Origin of the sequence: Kocuria varians, assembly GCF_006539885.1 — a bacterium.
GTDB classification, from domain to species: Bacteria; Actinomycetota; Actinomycetes; order Actinomycetales; family Micrococcaceae; genus Kocuria; species Kocuria varians.
Genome location: NZ_BJNW01000002.1, coordinates 82,332 through 99,285, shown reverse-complemented (window position 1 = coordinate 99,285; position 16,954 = coordinate 82,332). Strand labels below are relative to the sequence as shown.

Below are 16,954 nucleotides of genomic sequence, written 5' to 3'. Positions count from 1 at the left end.
AGTATCCGCACAAGTGACCGCCCAGTGCGTGTGCGCGTGAAAACGGCCCCCGCGCCGGCTTGTGACGCGGGGCCGTTCGTGGAGCCGGTGGGGCGAGGATCAGATCTTCGCGACGGCGGTGTCCAGCTTGGGCGGCAGCTGGTCCAGGACCAGCCCGATCGACAGCGGGTTGCCCGCGCTGAAGGCCTGCACGAGGTCCTCCTCGGGGTCCAGCAGCACGGCACGGCCGTCCTTGAACACGGACAGCGAGTTGAGGATCTTGTCGTCCTTGAGCTCCTGCAGGCTGTAGCCGATGGGGAACATCACGGCCACGGGGGCGTCGAACACGGAGACCTGCTCCTCGGAGACGTTCGCGTAGAAGCCCTTGTCCGGCTTCATGGCGGCGGCCTTGGAGTACATGGTGAAGCCGAGGTCTGCCATGAGGTCCCAGCGCATGTCGCCGGTGTAGCTCAGGCCGTACGCCTCGCCGAACTTGGACCCGGTCACGGCCTGCACGCCCTTGAACTTCGGGTGCTTGTCCGCGACCTCCTTGATCTTGGCGTTGGTGTCGTCCACGAGCTGGTTGCCCTGCTCCTCGAGGCCCAGGGCCTTGCCGATCATCCGGGTCTGGTTGTCCCAGCCGGGGGCGAAGTTCTGCGCGTCCTTGGGTCCGGAGATGGTGGGCGCGATCTCGCTCAGGCGCTTGTACTCCTTCTCGTCGTAGCCGGAGTTCACGTTGAGGATCAGGTCCGGGGACAGGGACTGCACGAGCTCGTAGTCGATGCCGGAGTCGGAGCGCTCCATGACCTCGGGGGTCACGTCACCGAACTTCTCCACGGCCCACGGGCCCACGCCCTTCTTGTCCTTGCCGAAGCCCAGCCAGTCGTACACCGCGATCGGCTTCACGCCCAGGGCCAGGCAGTTCTCGCCGTCCGACCACCCGAGGGCCACAACCTTGAGCTCCTGACCCTCCTTGGGTCCCTTCACCTCGGTGCTGCCGAACTTGTGCTCCACGGTCACCGGGAACGTGCCGGCGGCGCTCGCGGAGGACGACGCCGCGCCGGAGCCCCCGTTCGAGGAGCCGCACGCGGACAGGGCGATGGCGGCCGCGAGGGCGCCGGTGGTGCCCAGGAGGGCACGGCGGGAAAGAGGCATCAGAGTTCTCCTTGCTGTACTGATTCTGAGGTGGCAGGCACCACGAGGGGCTTGCCGGTCTGGGGGTCCGGGATGATCTGCGCGTCGATGGCGAAGACGTCCTTGATGGTCTGCGCTGTTCCCACGTGGTCGGGGCTGCCTTCCGCGATGATCGCGCCGTCCTTCATGGCGATCACGTGGGTCGCGTAGCGCAGGGCCAGGTTGAGGTCGTGCAGCACGGCCACGAGGGTGCGCCCCTCCTGCTGCAGCCGGGCGCACAGGTTGAGGACGTCGAGCTGGTGCGCGATGTCCAGGTAGGTGGTTGGCTCGTCGAGCAGCAGCAGCGGGGTCTCCTGGGCGAGCGCCATGGCGATCCACGCCCGCTGGCGCTGGCCGCCGGAGAGCTCGTCCACGCAGCGCTCGGCGAACTCCGCCATGTGCGTGGACTCCAGGGCTCCGGCGACGGCGCGCTCGTCCTCGGTGCTCCAGCGCTTGAGCAGTCCCTGGTACGGGTGGCGCCCGCGCGAGACGAGGTCCGCCACGGTGATGCCCTCGGGGGCGAGGGGCGACTGCGGGAGCAGGCCGATGGTGCGGGCGAGCTCCTTGGTGGGGATCTCGGAGATCGCCCGGCCGTCCAAGGCCACGCCGCCCTTCGTAGGGGACAGCAGGCGCGCGAGGGTGCGCAGCAGCGTGGACTTGCCGCAGCCGTTGGGCCCGATGATCACGGTGAAGGAGCGGTCCGGGATCGCCACGTCCAGCGAGGCGATCACGGTGCGGTGCTCGTAGCCGACCTCCAGGCCGGAGCCCGTGAGGTGGGCGGCGCGGCCCACGGGATCCGTGTCCTGTCCCGGGTGCGGTGCGGTGGTCTGTGAACCGGTGGTCATCGTGTGCCCCCTGTGCGGCCCAGGTTGATGAGGAGGAAGAGGAAGTAGGCGCCGCCCAGGCACAGCGTCACCACACCCACGGGAAGCTCCACGGGCATGAAGGACGAGCGTGCCAGCAGGTCCGAGACCGTGAGCAGCAGCGCCCCCACGGCGGCGGCGGGCAACGGGCTCGCGGTGGCGCGGCCGGTGAGCCGCACGGCGACCTGCGGGGAGACGAGGGCGACGAACGCGATGGGCCCGGCACCGGCGGTGACCACGGCCACGAGGACGATGCCCGCGAGGAACTGGACCAGCCGCACCCGCTCGAGCCGCACGCCGAGGCCCGCGGCGGCGTCGTCGCCCATCTCCATGATCTCGGTGTCCCGCGAGGTGGCGAGGACCACGGGCAGGATCAGCGCGGTCACCACGAGCAGCGGCACGGTGCTGGACCAGCCGACGTCGTTGACGCTGCCCGCGCCCCACACCGCGGCGCTGATGGCGTCCTCGAGCCGCATGGTGGTGAGCAGGTAGGTGTTCACCGACCCCAGGAACAGGCTCACGCCGATGCCCACGATGATGATCCGCAGTCCGCTCACGCCCTTCTGCCACGCGAGCAGGTAGACGACCAGACCGGTGAGCAGGCCACCGCCCACGGCCGCGAGCGGGGTCTCCCACGCGCCCGCGAAGCCCATCACGGAGCCGAGCAGCACACCGGAGTACGCGCCGGTGGAGAATCCGATGATGTCCGGGCTGCCCAGCGGGTTGCGGGTCTGCGCCTGGAAGACGGCGCCGGCGATCGCGAGCGCCGCCCCTCCCACGAGGTCGAAGAGGATGCGCGGCAGCCGCCAGCCCAGGATCACGCGGCGCGTGCCCTCGGAGGCCTGGTCCGTGAAAGCGGCGACGACGTCCGGCAGGCCCAGGCGCGCGGAGCCGGCGACCAGGCCGAGCACGCCCGCGCCGAGCGCGGCGAGGACCACGAGGACCGTGACGACCACGGAGCGCACGTGGACCTTGGCGCTCCAGGAGCCGATGCGCACCGGCCGGTGGCCCGCGAGGCGCACGGCGGGGCGGGCGCTCGGTGGCGTGGAGCCGTGCGGTGCGGTGGAGGCACTCACAGTCCCTTCACCGTCCTTCCGCGGATGAGCCAGATCAGCACGGGTGCGCCGATCAGGGCGGTGACGGTGCCGGTGGGCAGCTCGGAGGCCACGACCACGCGTGCGAGGATGTCCGCGGCGAGCAGCAGCACGGGTGCGGCGAGGCAGGCCAGGGGCAGGAGCTTGCGGTGGTCCGGTCCCACGAGCATGCGCAGGGCGTGGGGGACGATCAGCCCCACGAAGCTCAGGGGGCCCGCTGCTGCGGTGGCCGCACCCGTGAGCAGCGTGATGGCCGCGAGTCCGACCATGCGGGTCGCGGCGGGGCGCGAGCCCAGGGCCACGGCGGTGTCGTCCCCCAGGCCCAGGGCGTTGAGGGCGCGGGGCATCAGCACCGCGATCACCGCCCCCACCAGCAGGAACGGCAGCACCGCCTGCAGGTCGGCCGTGCTGCGGCCCTGCAGGGAGCCGGAGGACCAGAACCGCACGCGGTCGAAGACGTCCGGCATGGACAGCGTGATCACCGAGGAGGCGCCCTGGACGACGGCGCCGAAGGCCACGCCGGCCAGGACCAGCTTCACGGCGTTGCCGGCCATGAATCCGGTGGTGCCGATGACGTACACGAGCACCGACGAGACCAGGGCACCCGCCATGGCCGCCCACACGTGCGCCTGCCCCACGCTCACGCCGATGAACGCGGAGGTGATGACGACGGCGAAGTACGCGCCGGAGGAGACGCCCAGCAGCCCCGGGTCCGCGAGCGGGTTGCGGGTCAGGGCCTGCATCACCGTGCCTGCCATGCCGAGAGCGGAACCGACCGCGATGGCGATGAGCATGCGGGGCAGGCGGCGCTCGAGGACGAGCATCCCCGTGGTGTCGGTGGGGCGGGTGCCGTGGGTCAGGAACTCGCGCATCACGCGGGTGACGTCCGCGGCGGGGATGTCACCGGAGCCCACGTAGAGGCTCACGACGGCCAGCAGCGCCAGGAGCGCGAGCCCCGCAGTCACCACCACACCCGTGCGCACGGCACCGCGGGGTGCGGTCCCCGGGGTGCGTGCGGTGCCGCGGCTGCCGGCCCTCGGAGCCGACGCCGCCGGGGCCGTCATCGGGTTCCCCCGGCGGTGCCTGGGCCCGCGATGCAGACGTGCGGCATCGGCAGCTCGGTTAGGGTCACCTAAGGAATATAGCGCACAACCGAGTGGTGAAAATACCCACCGTCGCAGGTGGGGGTGGAATCAGCCGCAGGGCAGGTGGGGAGCGGGGTCAGGAGACCGCGCTGAGCACCGGGGGCTGGGTGGGCAGGCGCACGGGGCGGAACTCGGCGTCGAACTGGGCACCCAGGCCGCGCTGGATGAAGCGCACCGTGGCCTGCGTGCGCTCTTGCTGCGCGCGCGGGCTCTCCATGGTCTTGCTGCGGTCCGCGGTGGAGGTCAGGGAGCCGTGCACCAGCTGGGACAGCTCCTCGGTGTCCCCGTGGGGCAGGTAGCCCTCGTCCATGGCACGCTGCAGGATCTCCGAGAGCACGGCCTGCAGCTGCCCCACGTGCTTGCCGAGCTTGGCGAAGTCCTCCGGGGAGAGCACGGTGCGCATGGCCTGGCCCGGGGGCAGGTGGCGACGGCTGAGGTCTTCGATCTGGAAGCGGATGTACACGCCCAGCTGGTCCACGGGGTTCTCCACCGAGGCGAGCTCGCGGTTGAGGTCCGAGACGAAGCGCTCGGTCTTGTCCAGGGCGTAGGCCACGAGCAGCTCGCCCATGTCCGCGAAGTAGTTGTAGACCGCCGTGCGGCCGACGCCCGCGGTCTTGGCCACGCGGGTCATGGTGAGGTCGGTCAGCCCGTTGCTGTAGAGCAGCTCTCCGAAGGCGTCGAGGATGGAGCGCTGCGTGCGCTCCCGCTGGGCGGCGTTGCTGGAGGCTGAGATGCGGGGCATGACGACACCTTATCCGATAATGTCAGCAAACTGGAGGGGTTGCCGACGGGGCGTGGGTTCGACCTCCATTCCACCCCATCCCCACCGGTAATGCCCCGCAAAACAGGGCATTCCCGGGAGGCTTTCAGTAACCTCGGTGCCGCCGTCCTGTCAGGCCTCGGCGGCCAGACCGCCCTGCCACAGGGAGTCGAACGGCAGGTGGGAGCTCAGCCGGTGCCGGATGCCCGCGGTGACGAAGCTCTTGGCGGTCCGGGCGGCGTCCAGCGGGGCGGCGCCCTTGGCCAGCTCCGCCGTGATGGCCGCGGCCAGCGAGCAGCCCGCCCCGGAGACCGGCACCTCGCTCACCTTGGGCTCGCTCAGCACCTCCAGGGTGGAGCCGTCGTAGAACACGTCCACGGCCTCGGGGCCGGCCAGGCGCACGCCGCCCTTGGCGAGCACCGTGGCGCCGGAGGAGTCGTGGATGCGGCGCGCGGCCTCCTTGAGATCGTCCACGGAGTCGATGGAGTCCATCCCCGACAGCGAGAGCGACTCGAAGTGGTTGGGCGTCACGAACGTGGCCAGCGGCAGCACCTCCGCCTTCAGCGCCTGGTCCGTGTCGAGCGCCGCGCCCGGCTCCTGGCCCTTGCAGATCAGCACCGGGTCCAGCACCAGGTGCCGGGGCTTGAGCTCCTTCATGGCGGTGGCGACCGTGCGGATGGTGTCCGGGTGGCCGAGCATGCCGATCTTCACGGCGTCCAGGTCGAACGCCGCGGTGATCGTCTGCAGCTGGTTCGCCAGGGTCTGCTGGTCCACCGGGGTCACGCGGTGGTCCCAGCCGTTCTCCGGGTCGAACGCCACGATGCACGTGAGCGCGAGCGAACCGAAGACGCCCAGGGACGTGAAGGTCTTGATGTCCGCGAGGGCGCCGGCGCCGCCGGTGGCCTCCGAGCCCGCGACGGTCATGGCGACGGGCGGCTGGTTTCGTGGTGTCTCGTTCATGCTCACATTGTGCTCCGTCCGCAAACGCCCCGCGAGTTCGCGCGGCGCCGCCCCCACTACACTGGGCACGACGTCGGGTGGCAGGCGACGTCCCTCCTCGCACGCGACGACCCCAAGGACACCCGTGTCTGCCCACGCCACACCTCCGCACGACGACGCCGCCCCGCAGGTGGCCTTCGCCCGCCGCCCCCGCACGTACTTCGACCTCATCCTGGCCGCCTACTGCGTGATCCTCGTGCTCTCCAACATCGGCGCCACCAAGGGAGTGCAGTTCGGGCCGGTCATCACGGACGGCGGGTTCTTCCTCTTCCCCCTGGCCTACGTGCTGGGGGACGTGGTCTCCGAGGTCTACGGCTTCCGTGCGGCCCGCCGGGCGATCCTGACCTCGTTCTTCTTCGGGGCGTTCTCCTCGCTCGTGTTCTGGCTCGTGATCATCCTCCCGGCGGCACCGTTCTACGAGAACCAGGGGGCGTTCGAGGCGGTGCTCGGCCCGGTCCCGCTCATCGTGGCGGGGTCCCTGCTCGGCTACCTGGTGGGGCAGCTGCTCAACGCCTACGTGATGGTCAAGGTCAAGGAGCGGACCAGCGAGAAGCACCTGTGGGCGCGGCTGATCTCCTCGACCATGGTGGGGGAGCTCGTGGACACCGTCATCTTCTGCGCGGTGGCGGCCCCGATCATCGGCATCGACTCGTGGGCCGGCTTCCTCAACTACGTGCTGGTGGGCTACGTGTACAAGTGCCTCGTGGAGGTCGTGATCATGCCCGTCACCTACGCGGCGATCGCGTGGTTCAAGCGGCGGGAGCCGAGCTACGCCGCATGACGGCTCAGCTGCGGCCCGCCCCGTTCTGCAGGTGGGCCAGCTGGGCGGCGATCGAGCGTTCCGCGGCGTGCCGGGCCCCGGCGGGGACGTCCCCGTAGACCACGTCCGTGACGGCCCCGATGCTCGCGCCCGCGCCCAGATCGGCGACGACGGCGCGCACCTCCTCGAGGCGCGCGAGCCGGTGGCGGATCAGCTCCAGACAGGTCTCGCGCAGGTCCGGCAGCGGGTCCCCGTGGGCGGGCAGCCCCACGGCGCCGGCGCGGTGGGAAAGCCGGTCGAGGGAGGCCAGGTAGTCCGCGAGGGTGCCGTCCGGGTGGTCGATCATGGTGGTGCCGCGGCCCAGCACGGTGTCCCCGGTGAGCACGGTCTCCGGGATGTCGTGGGGCAGGCGCAGGCACACGGAGTCGGAGGTGTGCCCCGGGGTGGCCAGCACGCGGAGGCAGATCCCGGCGGCCAGGACGGAGTCGCCGTCCCGCAGCGGTTCGCCGCTGTCCCGGCAGAACTCCGGGCGGGCGGCGCGCACGGGAGCACCCGTGATCTCGTGGAGCCGGTCGATGCCGTCCGTGTGGTCCGCGTGGTGGTGCGTCACGAGGATCAGCACCACGGTGCCGGTCGCGGCGACCGCCTGCAGGTGGTCCTCGTCCGCCGGTCCCGGGTCCACGACGACGACGTCCGGTCCGGGCCACTCCCCGCGGCCCTGCGCGGACGGGTGGTACCCGTAGTTGGGGTGCTCCGGGCCCTCACCCGGCCCCGAGAGGATCCAGGTGTTGGTCCCGTCCAGGGTCATGGGGCCGGGGTTCGGGGCGAGCACCACGCCGGCGGAGGCGGTGACGCGGTGAAGCCTGCCGGGCACGGCCTCGTAGGGGCGCGCCAGACTCACAGGCGGCCTTCCTGCGCCGCCGCCGCAATCGTGTCGAAGGCGGTGATCGTGCTCAGCAGCATCCAGGCGTCCTGGGGGACGGGCCAGCTCGAGAGCTTCGCCGCGACCACCCGGGCGGGGCGGTTCACGTAGATCATCTGGCCGTGGATGCCCAGGGCGAGCACCACGTCCGAGCCCTCGCGGGGGATCCAGAACTGGTTGCGGTACATGCCCCCGGGCATGCGGGTGTCCGTGGGGGAGTCCGCAAAGACCTGCCGGGAGTCCGGCGCGCCCACGAGGGTGTCGTGGATCCACTCGGCGGGGGTCACGCGGGCGCCCGTCATGGAGACGCCGTCGCCCAGCACCACGCGGCCCACGCGGACGATGTCCCGCAGGGACGCGGAGATGCCGCCGTCGAACATGCCGGTGCCGGTGGAGTCCACGCCGATGTTGGCGTCCTCCTCGGCCCCGGTCCTGCTCCACAGCAGGCGCGACATCAGCTGCGGCATCCGGGCTCCGCCTGCGGCCTCGCAGATCCAGCCGAGCACGTCCGTCTCCGCGGAGCGGTACTCGAACAGTCCCCCGTGCTCCCTGACCTGCTGCAGGCCCAGGAGGAACTCGTACATGCTGCGCGGGCCCGGGTGCGTCCAGGCCTTCCAGCCGATCGCCTCCTCGAGCTGGCGGACCTCGGCGTCCGGGTCCGTGTACTCCTCGGAGAACCGCACACCCGAGCGCATGTCCAGCAGCTGGCGCACCGTGGCGCCGGCGTAGCCGGAGTACGCGAGCTGCGGCACGTACGCGGTCACGGGGGCGTCCGGGTGCAGGAGGCCTGCGCCCCACAGCGAACCCGCGACCAGGCTCACCAGGGACTTGCTCACGGACATCAGCAGGTGACGGGTGCCCGGAGCCATGCCGCCCGGGTAGTGCTCGGCGAGCAGGCGGCCGTCGTGCTCCACGACCCAGCCGTCCGTGTACGTCCAGTCCATCACCTCGCGCACCGTGAGAAAGCGGCCGTCCACGGTGACGAGAGGCAGCTCCTCCACAGGGGCGGGAGCGCTCTCGAACGGGGCGGTCGGGGCCGCCGCGCGCGAGATGGTGGCCGTGGGCAGGATCTCGGCCATGTGCTGGAAGGACCACGCGAGCTGCTCGGGCGTTTGCCAGTTGTTGAGAGTAACTCCTGCACCCGGAGAGCTACTGGTTTCGCTCAGCAAATCAGGCCTTCAAACCTGCGGATCCCTTGGCCCCTGCTGGGCGTACCAGGGGAGTCACGGCGTACATTTTTCGGAAGGACTCAATCAGGTGCTTGGCCTTGATGCTCAGGCCGAGACCGTCACGCGTGGTGCGCTGCAGCCGGCCCACCGAGACGATGATGCCCAGATCCGCGCCCTTCCAACGGAACTCGCCGGGACCGTAGATCCGCATGAAAAAGACTTCCGACGAGTTCTGGAGCTGGTGCCAGTCTAGCGCCGCGCGGCGGAAGACCAGCTCGCCGTGGGCGTTCACGAAGTACTGCCCGGTACGCGGTGCCTTGTCGATCCGGGCGACGCCCGGGGAGGTCTCCTTGACGACCGCCTGGCTCCACACGTCCACCGCTGCGAGCTCGGCCCAGCGCTCGTTGATCTCGTCCACGTCCAGCTGGACCTCGACGTCCATGTACTGCAGCAGGTGGAACAGGAACAGCGGGATGTCCGCGTAGGCGCCCGCCGTGACCTGCGTAATGGCGGTGGCGCCGGAGATGCGCGGGTTCAGCTCGCCCAGGTAGACGTCCTTGGTGTCCGTGTCCACGAGCACGTCCACCTCGAAGAAGCCCTTGTAGCCCTCCTCGCCGAGGCGGTCGCCCAGGCGGCGGACCATGCTGCCGGCCACGGCGCGGGTCTCCTCGTCCAGGACGTCCGGGAAGGTCTCGTTGCCGCACCAGCCGCCGCGGTAGGGGGTCAGCTCGGCGTAGCCGGTCAGCTCCGTCATGAACGGCCCCACGATGGTGCCGGCGCTCGTCTGGACCGCCTCCACCGCCACGGGAACGTTGTTGATGCGCTTCATGACCTTGACCTCGTGGCCCACGATCTCGTCCGCGTGCTTCTTCCAGTCCTCCTGCGAGGAGATGAAGAAGGTGGTCTTGCCGGAGTCGCCGTAGGCGGTCTGCACCACGAGGTCCGTGCCCAGCCCGTTCTCCTTGGACTGCGTGCGCAGGTCCTCCCAGGACTCCACCGTGGTCAGGATGTTCGGCACGGACGGCACGCCCACCTCGTTGCCGAGGCGCGTGGTCACGAGCTTGGAGTCCAGCTTCTCGCGCAGCTCCGCCTTGGGCAGGATCAGGTCGTAGCCGAGCTCGTCGCAGATCTCCTCGGTCTCCTCGTTGAAGAAGACGAGGGCGATCTTGGGCCGGGTGCCGTTGGGGGTCCGGGACTCGATGCACGCGCGGACCTCGTGGTGGCGCAGCAGCCAGTTGTTGATGTCCTCGCCGGACTCGAACTCACGGGCCGGCTTGTCCTTGGGGGTGAAGATGCGCGGGTGGGCACCGTCCCAGCCGTCGTAGTAGGAGATGTAGGAGAGGTTGCGCACCCAGCGGTCCAGGCCCAGGAGGTTGAACGGGGTGGCGCCCACGAAGAACACGGGGACGTCGTTGACGCGGAAGAAGTGGCGCACCTCGGACATGTTGCGCAGCACGCGCCGGGTGGGGCCGACGACGTCGAACGGCACGTACTTGGCGTCGGCGGCCACGCCGTAGCCTCCCGCGGAGGTCTCGGGGGAGTCGTCCACGGAGGCAGGGCGGCCTGGCTGCGACTCGTTCTCGTCGTCAAGGGGCAGCGGTTCGACGGGCGGTGTGGCCAGGTTCGGCTCCGCGGGGTCCTCGACGGCCGGCGTGGCGGCCATGGTCTCCGAGACCTGCGCCCGCTGCTGCTCCTCCGCCGCGGTCTGTGCCGACGTCCCCTGGTCGTGCGCGCTGTCTGTGGTGTCGGCCACGGTGACCACTCCTCTGCCTCGTCGTGACTTCCGTTTATACAGCCCGCCGTTTGTGAGGGGCAACACATGTGACTCGCGTGTGGCCAAATGTGCGCAACGTGTCGCGGTGTGGAGCGCGCGCGCCGCCAGCAGGGTGATTGCGATCACGATGCGGGGCCGCCGTGGCCTGTTCCCGGACGGCTCTGAGCGGAGTATGAAAAAGCACCGCGGACCCGCGCCGCGGAGCTGGCCGCGGCATTTCCGAAACGGATCATTCTGTAGCCATAACAGCCCACATCTGACGAGGAGGGGCCGTTGCGAGGTGGGGTGCTCGATGCCTTCCGGTTGCGCTCACACCCGTCATTGTGCGCCGCCCGGTGCCGCGCGACATCTCGCGCGCCGATGACCTTGATCGCCGCCCCTCCTCCGGTCTGGCGTGGGGTGGCCCGCCAGGTGGCGGGCCCTGCCGGCTCCTGCGCGTGGTGCACCACCCGTGGGCCGGAGGCATTTCATGCGGTGCGGCAATAAGAATAACGCTGTCGCTATTCTGGAACTCTGGCCCATTGGCTATTTACAGTTAAATGGACAGCTTGATGATCATAAATGTGAGGTGAACTACATTTGAATTATCGACTCGGGTTATGGAAAATAAAACGGCTTTTGTTGTCCCGAACCGAAGAAGGAGTGCGTCATGGAACCCGTGTGCGCCCACCCCACGGGGAGCGTCCCCGCTGTCGTGGTGGCATCGGCGTCGGTCCACCCGACCGGCAGCACCGGTGAATCCGTCACCCGGCCCACGGGGCCGCCCGCGAGGGTGCGCCGCCCGGGAAGGAAGCCCCTGGCGAGGGTTGGATATCCCGTGGCCATAGTCCTTGCCGTCCTCGGCCTCGTGGTGCAGTTCAGCGAGGGGCTCGGTTTCGTGGGTCACCCGACCGAGGCCGCGCTCGGACTGATTAATGTGTCCTTCGTGGTCACCGTGTGGCAGGCCGAGCACGAGCGGCGCCATTCCGGCGAGAATTCCCACGGGGGCCCTCGCCGATAGACCGGGCAGGCGCCGTCGCCCCCGGGGAGGGCAGGCGGTGCAGAACCCGAGAGGAGACGGTGCCCGGCGCGCTCCTTCCTGTGCGAGGTCCTGTACGGCGCAGGCAGACGGCGCCGGGCGTCGTCGTGACTCATGTACGTACGGATTCTCGCCCCTCCCTGGGACGGGTTCTGCAGGAGACGCACGTACGGTGGCTGCATGGTGAACGCTGAACTCGTCGTCACGCGCCGGGCCTCGGAGCAGGACGTTGACACTCTTGTCCTGCTGCGCACTGAGATGTTTCGTGCGATGGGTACTCCATCTCTCGACGGTTCATGGGCCGAAGGCGCCCGGTTGTGGTTCCTGGAACGGATCCACACGTCGGAGTACGGCATCTTCGTCGCCGAGCTGGACGGGCGCGTCGTTGCGTGTTCCGTGGCTGCTGTTCGGGACGCGGCACCGTCCCCCAGCAACCCGTGCGGGCGGGATGTGCTCATCAGCAACGTGTGCACGTTCCCCGCTCAACGTGGGCGTGGATACGGCCAGCGTGTTTTTGAAGCCGCACTGGCATGGGCACGGGGTACCGGTATCCGCCGGGCGGAACTCATGTCGACGGCAGCGGGGCGGGGCATGTACGAGCGGGCCGGCTTCGTCGAGACGACCTTCCCCGCGATGCGTGCAGACATCTGAGAGCGGACATCGGAGAACGTGCGCCGGAGATACTCTGCAGCAGGTGTCGTAGGGTGCGCGCATGCTCATCGAGATGACCCGGTTCCGCGTCCGATCAGGCGCCGAGGAGCGCGCGGCCGAGTGGATGGATTTTCTGCGCTCGAACCCGAATGCTTTTCGGGAGACGCTGGAACCGGAGCAGATGTACGTGGAGACGATCTTCAGCGAGGTCGTCGAGGGCGTCATGTATCTCTACTGGTACTCGGTGCAGGGGGAAGGGCGCCGTTCCATACGCGACTCGCAGCACTGGCTCGACGTGCGGCACCTGGAGTTCTGGCGCGAGTGCATCGACCGTGATTTTCCGCCGCAGGGTCTGACTCCCCAGGTGCATGTTGTGCCGGAGCGGGTGGAGAGCGCCATGCGGCCCTTGCTCTGATCTGTAGCCAAGGCAGGCCATGTTGCACTGGATGATTCATTCTTCGTGCTGGGAGCCAGGCTGACGGGGAATCAGGACGCGCCGGTGGGTCACACCCGCGGACTATGCGTCCAGCGGCGAGGAATCCCATCTCCAGGACCCACCGCGTGTATCCGGCGTGCGTCCTGTGGCTCGCAGAAGGTCGTGCCAGACATCTCCCGACCGACGTGCATCGGCAAAGATACGGTTCATGGCGCGGTGAACGACCACATCCGGCGCTCTGTAGGGCCGGTGATGTGCCGCCAGGATGTCGTGGGTGTGAACTGTCAGCTCCACGATACCCATGGCGGCCAAGCCGGACCGGTCGGGGTTGCCAAAGGGATGCCACCCGATGCGATCAGCGGGCACCGAGGCCACGACGGCCACCAGCAGACCACCGACGGCGTCGAGGCAGTCCAGGATTGCTTGCGTGCCGCCGCTCTCCTCGGGCCAGAACAACCCCTGGGGCCGGCCAGGTGTCACCGCGAACTCTTGGAGGGGCGTATATCCCTCGTGCCCGTGCACTCCGGACAACTGCATGGCATAGCTCCCCAAATCGTCCAGGATGTGCATCATCGTCTCCCTGCACGTCCAATCGAGTCCGTTCGCTGACCTCGACCAGCCGTCATCCGTGATGCCCCGCAGATGGCGGCGGGCATCGTCGAGAGCCAGTTGGACGTCCTGGGCGGAGGGGCTGTCGTGCGTCATGGGCAGATCATGTCAGCAGAACGTAGCTGCGGTATCCATTTCTTCTCCTGCATGCTCACGGGCGCTCACTCGACCGATGCGTCAAGGAGTGCCCCGCCGAATGGGCGTGCGGGCCTACGGCCCTCTCAAAGAGGTCCTGTACTCACCGGGGGTGATGCCGAACGCCGCTTTGAACTCGCGGTTCATGTGGGCTTGATCGGTCAGACCGAAGCGGCCTGCCACATCTGCCAGCGACGTCTGCGGGTTGTCCCGGATGTGCTCCGCGATCTCCTGTAGGCGCCGCCGCCGGAGCATGTCATAGGGCGAGACCCCGACGTAGCGGCGAGCCAGACGGTAGAGGCCGCTCTGGGAGGTGCCGACAGCCTCGGCAAGACTGGTGAGCGATGTGATGTGGTGATCGGTCGTCGCGAGGTGCCACATGAGGTTCGCCGCGCGAGCGGAGTCCTCAAGGTCTCCAGCCCGGCCCACGAGCCACTGCGTTACGACCTCCGTGGCACCGTCCAGACAACCGTTCCCGACCAACTCCGTGACACGTGCCTGCAGTTCGGGCAGGACGACCGGGTTCAATCGATCACGCAGTGATGCTGGATCGGTAGTGAACACCGGGGTCGTTGCTGGCTTAAGCAGTGCGCCGATGACCCATCCTCTGCCCGTGAGGATGCGCGTGGTGGCCGTGCTGGTCGGGCCGGCAACTGCGGCCCCTTCACCGTCGACAGTGAAGTTCAGAGCAGGGAACGCCAGGACTCGCTGATCCGAGCGCTCGCCGTCCGGCAAGTCCCATTCACACAGCCACCACCACGCTACGAGGTCAGAGGCCTCAGAGCTGGCGGGCAGTCGTCGGAAAGCAACAGGGAGGCGCCTCGGAAAAGGGACTCCACGCCCGTTCGGAACGGTTGCCTCAGCCATGGCAAGAATCTACAAGCCTGCGCCGATTCCCGAAGCCTACGGTGAGGCCATGGCTGACATTGACACCATGACCACTGAATCCGCATTCATGCTTCACGGCCGACTGCGCTCCATACCAGGGGAGGGGGATGCCCTGGCTGCCATTCTGAGTGAGCAGGACCGCAGCGAGCCGATGCCTGGGTGCCGTCTCTATCTGGTCGCCCGTGACCCAGAGGACGCAGACGCCGTGTGGGTCACGGAAGTCTGGGACAGCGAAGATGCGCACCAGGCGTCGTTGCAGATTCCTGCGGTGCAGGCGCGGATCGGACGGGCGATGCCGATCATCGACCGGGATGGGATGAGCCAGCAGCGGCTTGCCGCTGTCGCGGGCATTCCGCGGGCGTGCTGAGAAGCGGTTCCGGGGCAAGGGGCGCGGAGCCGGCCCTGTGGTGTCGTCGTGATCGCATGCCCGGGCGAGCGGAACCGTCGCAGGTGGTCGGGAAGTCGTGCGGGAAAGTTGCCTGCACCTACCCCGCCATGACGCCGGAACGGTATTCGTGCGGCGTCATTCCGGTCTCCTCGTGGAAACGGCGGTTGAAATTCGACTGGTTTCCGAATCCCGACCGGAAGCACACCTGGCCGATGGGCGTTTCGGTGTGCCGCAGCAGCCGGCACGCCTCGAAAACCCTCAGCCGCGTCACCGTTCGCGAATACCCGACGCCCGTGGCTCGCGTGAACAGTCGGGAGAGGTGCGACGGGCTCACGGCGAGGTGCTCCGCCACGTCGCTCAGCGTGAAGCGTTCCGTGAGACGGGCGTGCAGGTAGACCAGGGCCGCGTTGTAGAGATCCGACTCCGCGGTGTCCAGGGGAGCGTCCATGACGTGCTGGGAGATCGTCCTGCGGTTCTTGCGCGGGGCGCGGGCCAGGACGTCCAGAAGCTCCAGGAACAGGGCGAACCGTCTGATCTCCCGGCTGCCCCGGATGCGCAAGAGCGCCTCCTCGGCCTGGTCGCGCGTCGCTCCGGTGAACTCGATGCCTCGGCGCGCCTCGTCCAGGAGTATCGGCAGCGAACCGAGGTCGGGGACCTGTCGTGCCAGGTCCGTGACGAGGTCCGGGTGGAACTGCAGCAGCACGTCGCGGCCGGGAACGGTCTCACCCGGCCGCAGTGAGGACACCCAGTTGTGGGGCAGGCCTGAGCCGATCAGGTACAGGGCGCCGGGGCTGAACGCCTGCACTGCGTCGCCGATCTGCGCCGTGCCCGTGGAGGCCGTGATGAGGTGGATCTCGACCTCGGGGTGGTGGTGCCACCTGGCGAGCGGGTGGGGGACGTCATGACGGAACCACCGCAGCGCGCTCACGGAGTCCATGACGACCAGTTCGTGGACGGGGTCACCCAGGGGGCTCGGCAGTCGTTCGCTCACGTTCACCATTCTTGCCCGCCATGCGGTGCAGTGCCGTGCGGCGGCACTCCGTGGAGTGCCGCCGCACGGGGTGAGCCAGGGCCTGGGGTCAGCCCGCAAAGGTGATCTGCAGCTTCGTGTCGGTGGGACGGCCCTCGGCGCCACGGTCGAACACCGCCACGGACTCCGCCACGGGGAAGGTCCCGGTCACGAGCCGGGAGAGGTCCACACCCGGGCCGGCGGCGAGGTCGATGGCCTTCTGGTAGACGTTCGCGTAGCGGAAGATGGACTCGATCCGCAGCTCCTTGGCCTGAATCTTGACCACGTTCAGCGGCACCTCCTGGGTGGGCATCCCCACCAGGACCAGAACCCCGCCGGGCGCGGGCAGGTCCCACAGGGACTTGTAGGCTCCCGCGGAGCCCGATGCCTCGAAAACGGCCTGCGGCCCCCAGCCGTCCGTGTCGCGACGGATGCGTTCCCCGAGATCCTCCCGGGAGGCGTCCACGGTCACGATGCCGTCGATGTCCTGCACCAGGGCCAGCTTCTCGGCCGCGACGTCCGAGATGTACACGCGGGACGCGCCACCGTTGAGCGCCGCGATGGCCGTGAGGATCCCGATGGTGCCGCACCCCACCACGGCCGCGATGTCACCGGGCTTCAGCCGGGCCTTCGTTGCGGCCTGCATGCCCACGGCAAACGGCTCGATCAGCGCGCCCTCGGCGAAGGAGAGCTCCTCCGGCAGCTTGTACGTGTACTCCGCCGGGTGGACGACCTCTTCCGCGAGGCAGCCGTCCACCGGAGGGGTGGCCCAGAAGCGGACGTCCGGATCCACGTTGTACATCCCCTCCCGGGAGGCACGCGAGCGCGGGTTGGGGATGCCCGGCTCCATGCACACCCGGTCTCCGGGCTGCAGGTGCGTGACGCCCTCGCCGACCTCCAGCACCGTCCCGGATCCCTCGTGGCCCAAAACCATGGGCTCGCGCAGGACGAAGTCCCCGATGGCGCCGCGCGTGTAGTAGTGGACGTCCGAGCCGCAGATCCCCACGGTGTGCATCCCCACCTTGACCTCGCCGGGCCCGGGGGCGCCGGGGCGCTCGACGTCGTCGACGGTGATCTTTCCCTGCTCCTGCAGAACAACGGCCTTCATGGTGTTCGTCATGATCGTTTCCTCTCGTCGGACGCCGACCTCGCAGGGTCGGACGTCCCGTGTGGTGGCTGGAA

At 69.0% G+C, this 16,954-nt stretch carries 18 protein-coding genes; 5 read left to right on the top strand and 13 right to left on the bottom strand.

The genetic code is table 11. The features are described 5' to 3' along the window. Positions 1–99: 99 nt before the first annotated feature. The 6 genes from KVA01_RS01680 to KVA01_RS01655 form a co-directional block, all read right to left on the bottom strand. Positions 100–1,134, bottom strand: coding sequence for an ABC transporter substrate-binding protein (locus KVA01_RS01680; protein ID WP_068469075.1), 1,035 nt, complete (start codon positions 1,132–1,134; stop codon positions 100–102). Then, entirely contained in the window at positions 1,134–1,997 is an 864-nt protein-coding gene (locus tag KVA01_RS01675) for an ABC transporter ATP-binding protein (RefSeq protein ID WP_082810322.1), read from the bottom strand. Before KVA01_RS01675 ends, KVA01_RS01680 begins: the two co-directional genes overlap by 1 nt. Further along, a complete protein-coding gene (locus tag KVA01_RS01670) occupies positions 1,994–3,091 on the bottom strand; it encodes a FecCD family ABC transporter permease (protein ID WP_233438722.1) in 1,098 nt (365 codons plus the stop codon). The genes KVA01_RS01675 and KVA01_RS01670 overlap by 4 nt, the downstream gene beginning before the upstream one ends. Then, complete coding sequence (locus tag KVA01_RS01665) at positions 3,088–4,173, bottom strand: FecCD family ABC transporter permease (protein WP_141268640.1); 1,086 nt, start codon at positions 4,171–4,173, stop codon at positions 3,088–3,090. Before KVA01_RS01665 ends, KVA01_RS01670 begins: the two co-directional genes overlap by 4 nt. A 157-nt stretch (positions 4,174–4,330) precedes the next feature. Further along, complete coding sequence (locus KVA01_RS01660; RefSeq protein ID WP_068469079.1) at positions 4,331–4,996, bottom strand: TetR/AcrR family transcriptional regulator; 666 nt, start codon at positions 4,994–4,996, stop codon at positions 4,331–4,333. A gap of 150 nt (positions 4,997–5,146) precedes the next feature. Then, positions 5,147–5,974: a hydroxymethylpyrimidine/phosphomethylpyrimidine kinase gene (locus KVA01_RS01655; RefSeq protein ID WP_141268638.1), complete on the bottom strand. Its 828-nt coding sequence runs from the start codon at positions 5,972–5,974 to the stop codon at positions 5,147–5,149. Between the two features lie 124 nt (positions 5,975–6,098). Here KVA01_RS01655 and KVA01_RS01650 point away from each other — a divergent pair, with 124 nt between their 5' ends. After that, the gene (locus tag KVA01_RS01650; protein ID WP_141268636.1) at positions 6,099–6,794 is read left to right on the top strand and encodes a queuosine precursor transporter; all 696 of its coding nucleotides are present in this window, start codon (positions 6,099–6,101) and stop codon (positions 6,792–6,794) included. Positions 6,795–6,798: 4 nt separating this feature from the next. Here KVA01_RS01650 and KVA01_RS01645 read toward each other — a convergent pair whose 3' ends face one another. The 3 genes from KVA01_RS01645 to KVA01_RS01635 are packed head-to-tail and all read right to left on the bottom strand — an operon-like array spanning position 6,799 to position 10,617. Then, positions 6,799–7,668: an MBL fold metallo-hydrolase gene (locus KVA01_RS01645; protein ID WP_371858563.1), complete on the bottom strand. Its 870-nt coding sequence runs from the start codon at positions 7,666–7,668 to the stop codon at positions 6,799–6,801. Positions 7,669–7,670: 2 nt separating this feature from the next. Continuing rightward, positions 7,671–8,864, bottom strand: coding sequence for a serine hydrolase domain-containing protein (locus KVA01_RS01640; RefSeq protein WP_068469083.1), 1,194 nt, complete (start codon positions 8,862–8,864; stop codon positions 7,671–7,673). Position 8,865: 1 nt separating this feature from the next. Further along, positions 8,866–10,617, bottom strand: coding sequence for a biotin carboxylase (locus KVA01_RS01635; protein ID WP_231860632.1), 1,752 nt, complete (start codon positions 10,615–10,617; stop codon positions 8,866–8,868). Between the two features lie 838 nt (positions 10,618–11,455). Here KVA01_RS01635 and KVA01_RS01630 point away from each other — a divergent pair. From KVA01_RS01630 to KVA01_RS01620, 3 genes are all read left to right on the top strand, one after another. Next, entirely contained in the window at positions 11,456–11,638 is a 183-nt protein-coding gene (locus KVA01_RS01630; protein ID WP_141268634.1) for a hypothetical protein, read from the top strand. Positions 11,639–11,836: 198 nt separating this feature from the next. Then, positions 11,837–12,307 carry a GNAT family N-acetyltransferase gene (locus tag KVA01_RS01625; RefSeq protein ID WP_068469088.1) on the top strand — a complete coding sequence of 157 codons (471 nt, stop codon included), beginning with the start codon at positions 11,837–11,839 and terminating at the stop codon, positions 12,305–12,307. A 61-nt stretch (positions 12,308–12,368) separates the two neighbouring features. After that, complete coding sequence (locus KVA01_RS01620; RefSeq protein ID WP_068469093.1) at positions 12,369–12,722, top strand: DUF6176 family protein; 354 nt, start codon at positions 12,369–12,371, stop codon at positions 12,720–12,722. A 102-nt stretch (positions 12,723–12,824) separates the two neighbouring features. Here KVA01_RS01620 and KVA01_RS01615 read toward each other — a convergent pair whose 3' ends face one another. Then, positions 12,825–13,448 (bottom strand): DinB family protein, encoded by a 624-nt coding sequence (locus tag KVA01_RS01615; RefSeq protein WP_068469108.1) that lies wholly within the window; start codon positions 13,446–13,448, stop codon positions 12,825–12,827. Between the two features lie 114 nt (positions 13,449–13,562). Then, positions 13,563–14,354, bottom strand: coding sequence for a helix-turn-helix domain-containing protein (locus KVA01_RS01610; protein WP_068469110.1), 792 nt, complete (start codon positions 14,352–14,354; stop codon positions 13,563–13,565). Positions 14,355–14,403: 49 nt separating this feature from the next. On the opposite strand from KVA01_RS01610, the gene KVA01_RS01605 reads away from it, so the two are divergent. Next, positions 14,404–14,742, top strand: coding sequence for a putative quinol monooxygenase (locus KVA01_RS01605; RefSeq protein ID WP_197461457.1), 339 nt, complete (start codon positions 14,404–14,406; stop codon positions 14,740–14,742). A 118-nt stretch (positions 14,743–14,860) separates the two neighbouring features. Here KVA01_RS01605 and KVA01_RS01600 read toward each other — a convergent pair whose 3' ends face one another. Further along, positions 14,861–15,754, bottom strand: coding sequence for an AraC family transcriptional regulator (locus tag KVA01_RS01600; protein WP_170221108.1), 894 nt, complete (start codon positions 15,752–15,754; stop codon positions 14,861–14,863). 88 nt (positions 15,755–15,842) lie between these two features. Then, on the bottom strand, positions 15,843–16,892 hold the full coding sequence (locus KVA01_RS01595) for an NAD(P)-dependent alcohol dehydrogenase (protein ID WP_231860633.1): 1,050 nt from the start codon (positions 16,890–16,892) through the stop codon (positions 15,843–15,845). Positions 16,893–16,954 lie beyond the last annotated feature (62 nt).

Coding starts and splice junctions, on each gene's coding strand:
- KVA01_RS01680 (WP_068469075.1), bottom strand. CDS start 1,134: ATGCCTCTTTCCCGCCGTGCCCTCCTGGGCACCACCGGCGCCCTCGCG.
- KVA01_RS01675 (WP_082810322.1), bottom strand. CDS start 1,997: ATGACCACCGGTTCACAGACCACCGCACCGCACCCGGGACAGGACACG.
- KVA01_RS01665 (WP_141268640.1), bottom strand. CDS start 4,173: ATGACGGCCCCGGCGGCGTCGGCTCCGAGGGCCGGCAGCCGCGGCACC.
- KVA01_RS01660 (WP_068469079.1), bottom strand. CDS start 4,996: ATGCCCCGCATCTCAGCCTCCAGCAACGCCGCCCAGCGGGAGCGCACG.
- KVA01_RS01655 (WP_141268638.1), bottom strand. CDS start 5,974: ATGAACGAGACACCACGAAACCAGCCGCCCGTCGCCATGACCGTCGCG.
- KVA01_RS01625 (WP_068469088.1), top strand. CDS start 11,837: ATGGTGAACGCTGAACTCGTCGTCACGCGCCGGGCCTCGGAGCAGGAC.
- KVA01_RS01620 (WP_068469093.1), top strand. CDS start 12,369: ATGCTCATCGAGATGACCCGGTTCCGCGTCCGATCAGGCGCCGAGGAG.
- KVA01_RS01615 (WP_068469108.1), bottom strand. CDS start 13,448: ATGACGCACGACAGCCCCTCCGCCCAGGACGTCCAACTGGCTCTCGAC.
- KVA01_RS01610 (WP_068469110.1), bottom strand. CDS start 14,354: ATGGCTGAGGCAACCGTTCCGAACGGGCGTGGAGTCCCTTTTCCGAGG.
- KVA01_RS01605 (WP_197461457.1), top strand. CDS start 14,404: ATGGCTGACATTGACACCATGACCACTGAATCCGCATTCATGCTTCAC.
- KVA01_RS01595 (WP_231860633.1), bottom strand. CDS start 16,892: ATGACGAACACCATGAAGGCCGTTGTTCTGCAGGAGCAGGGAAAGATC.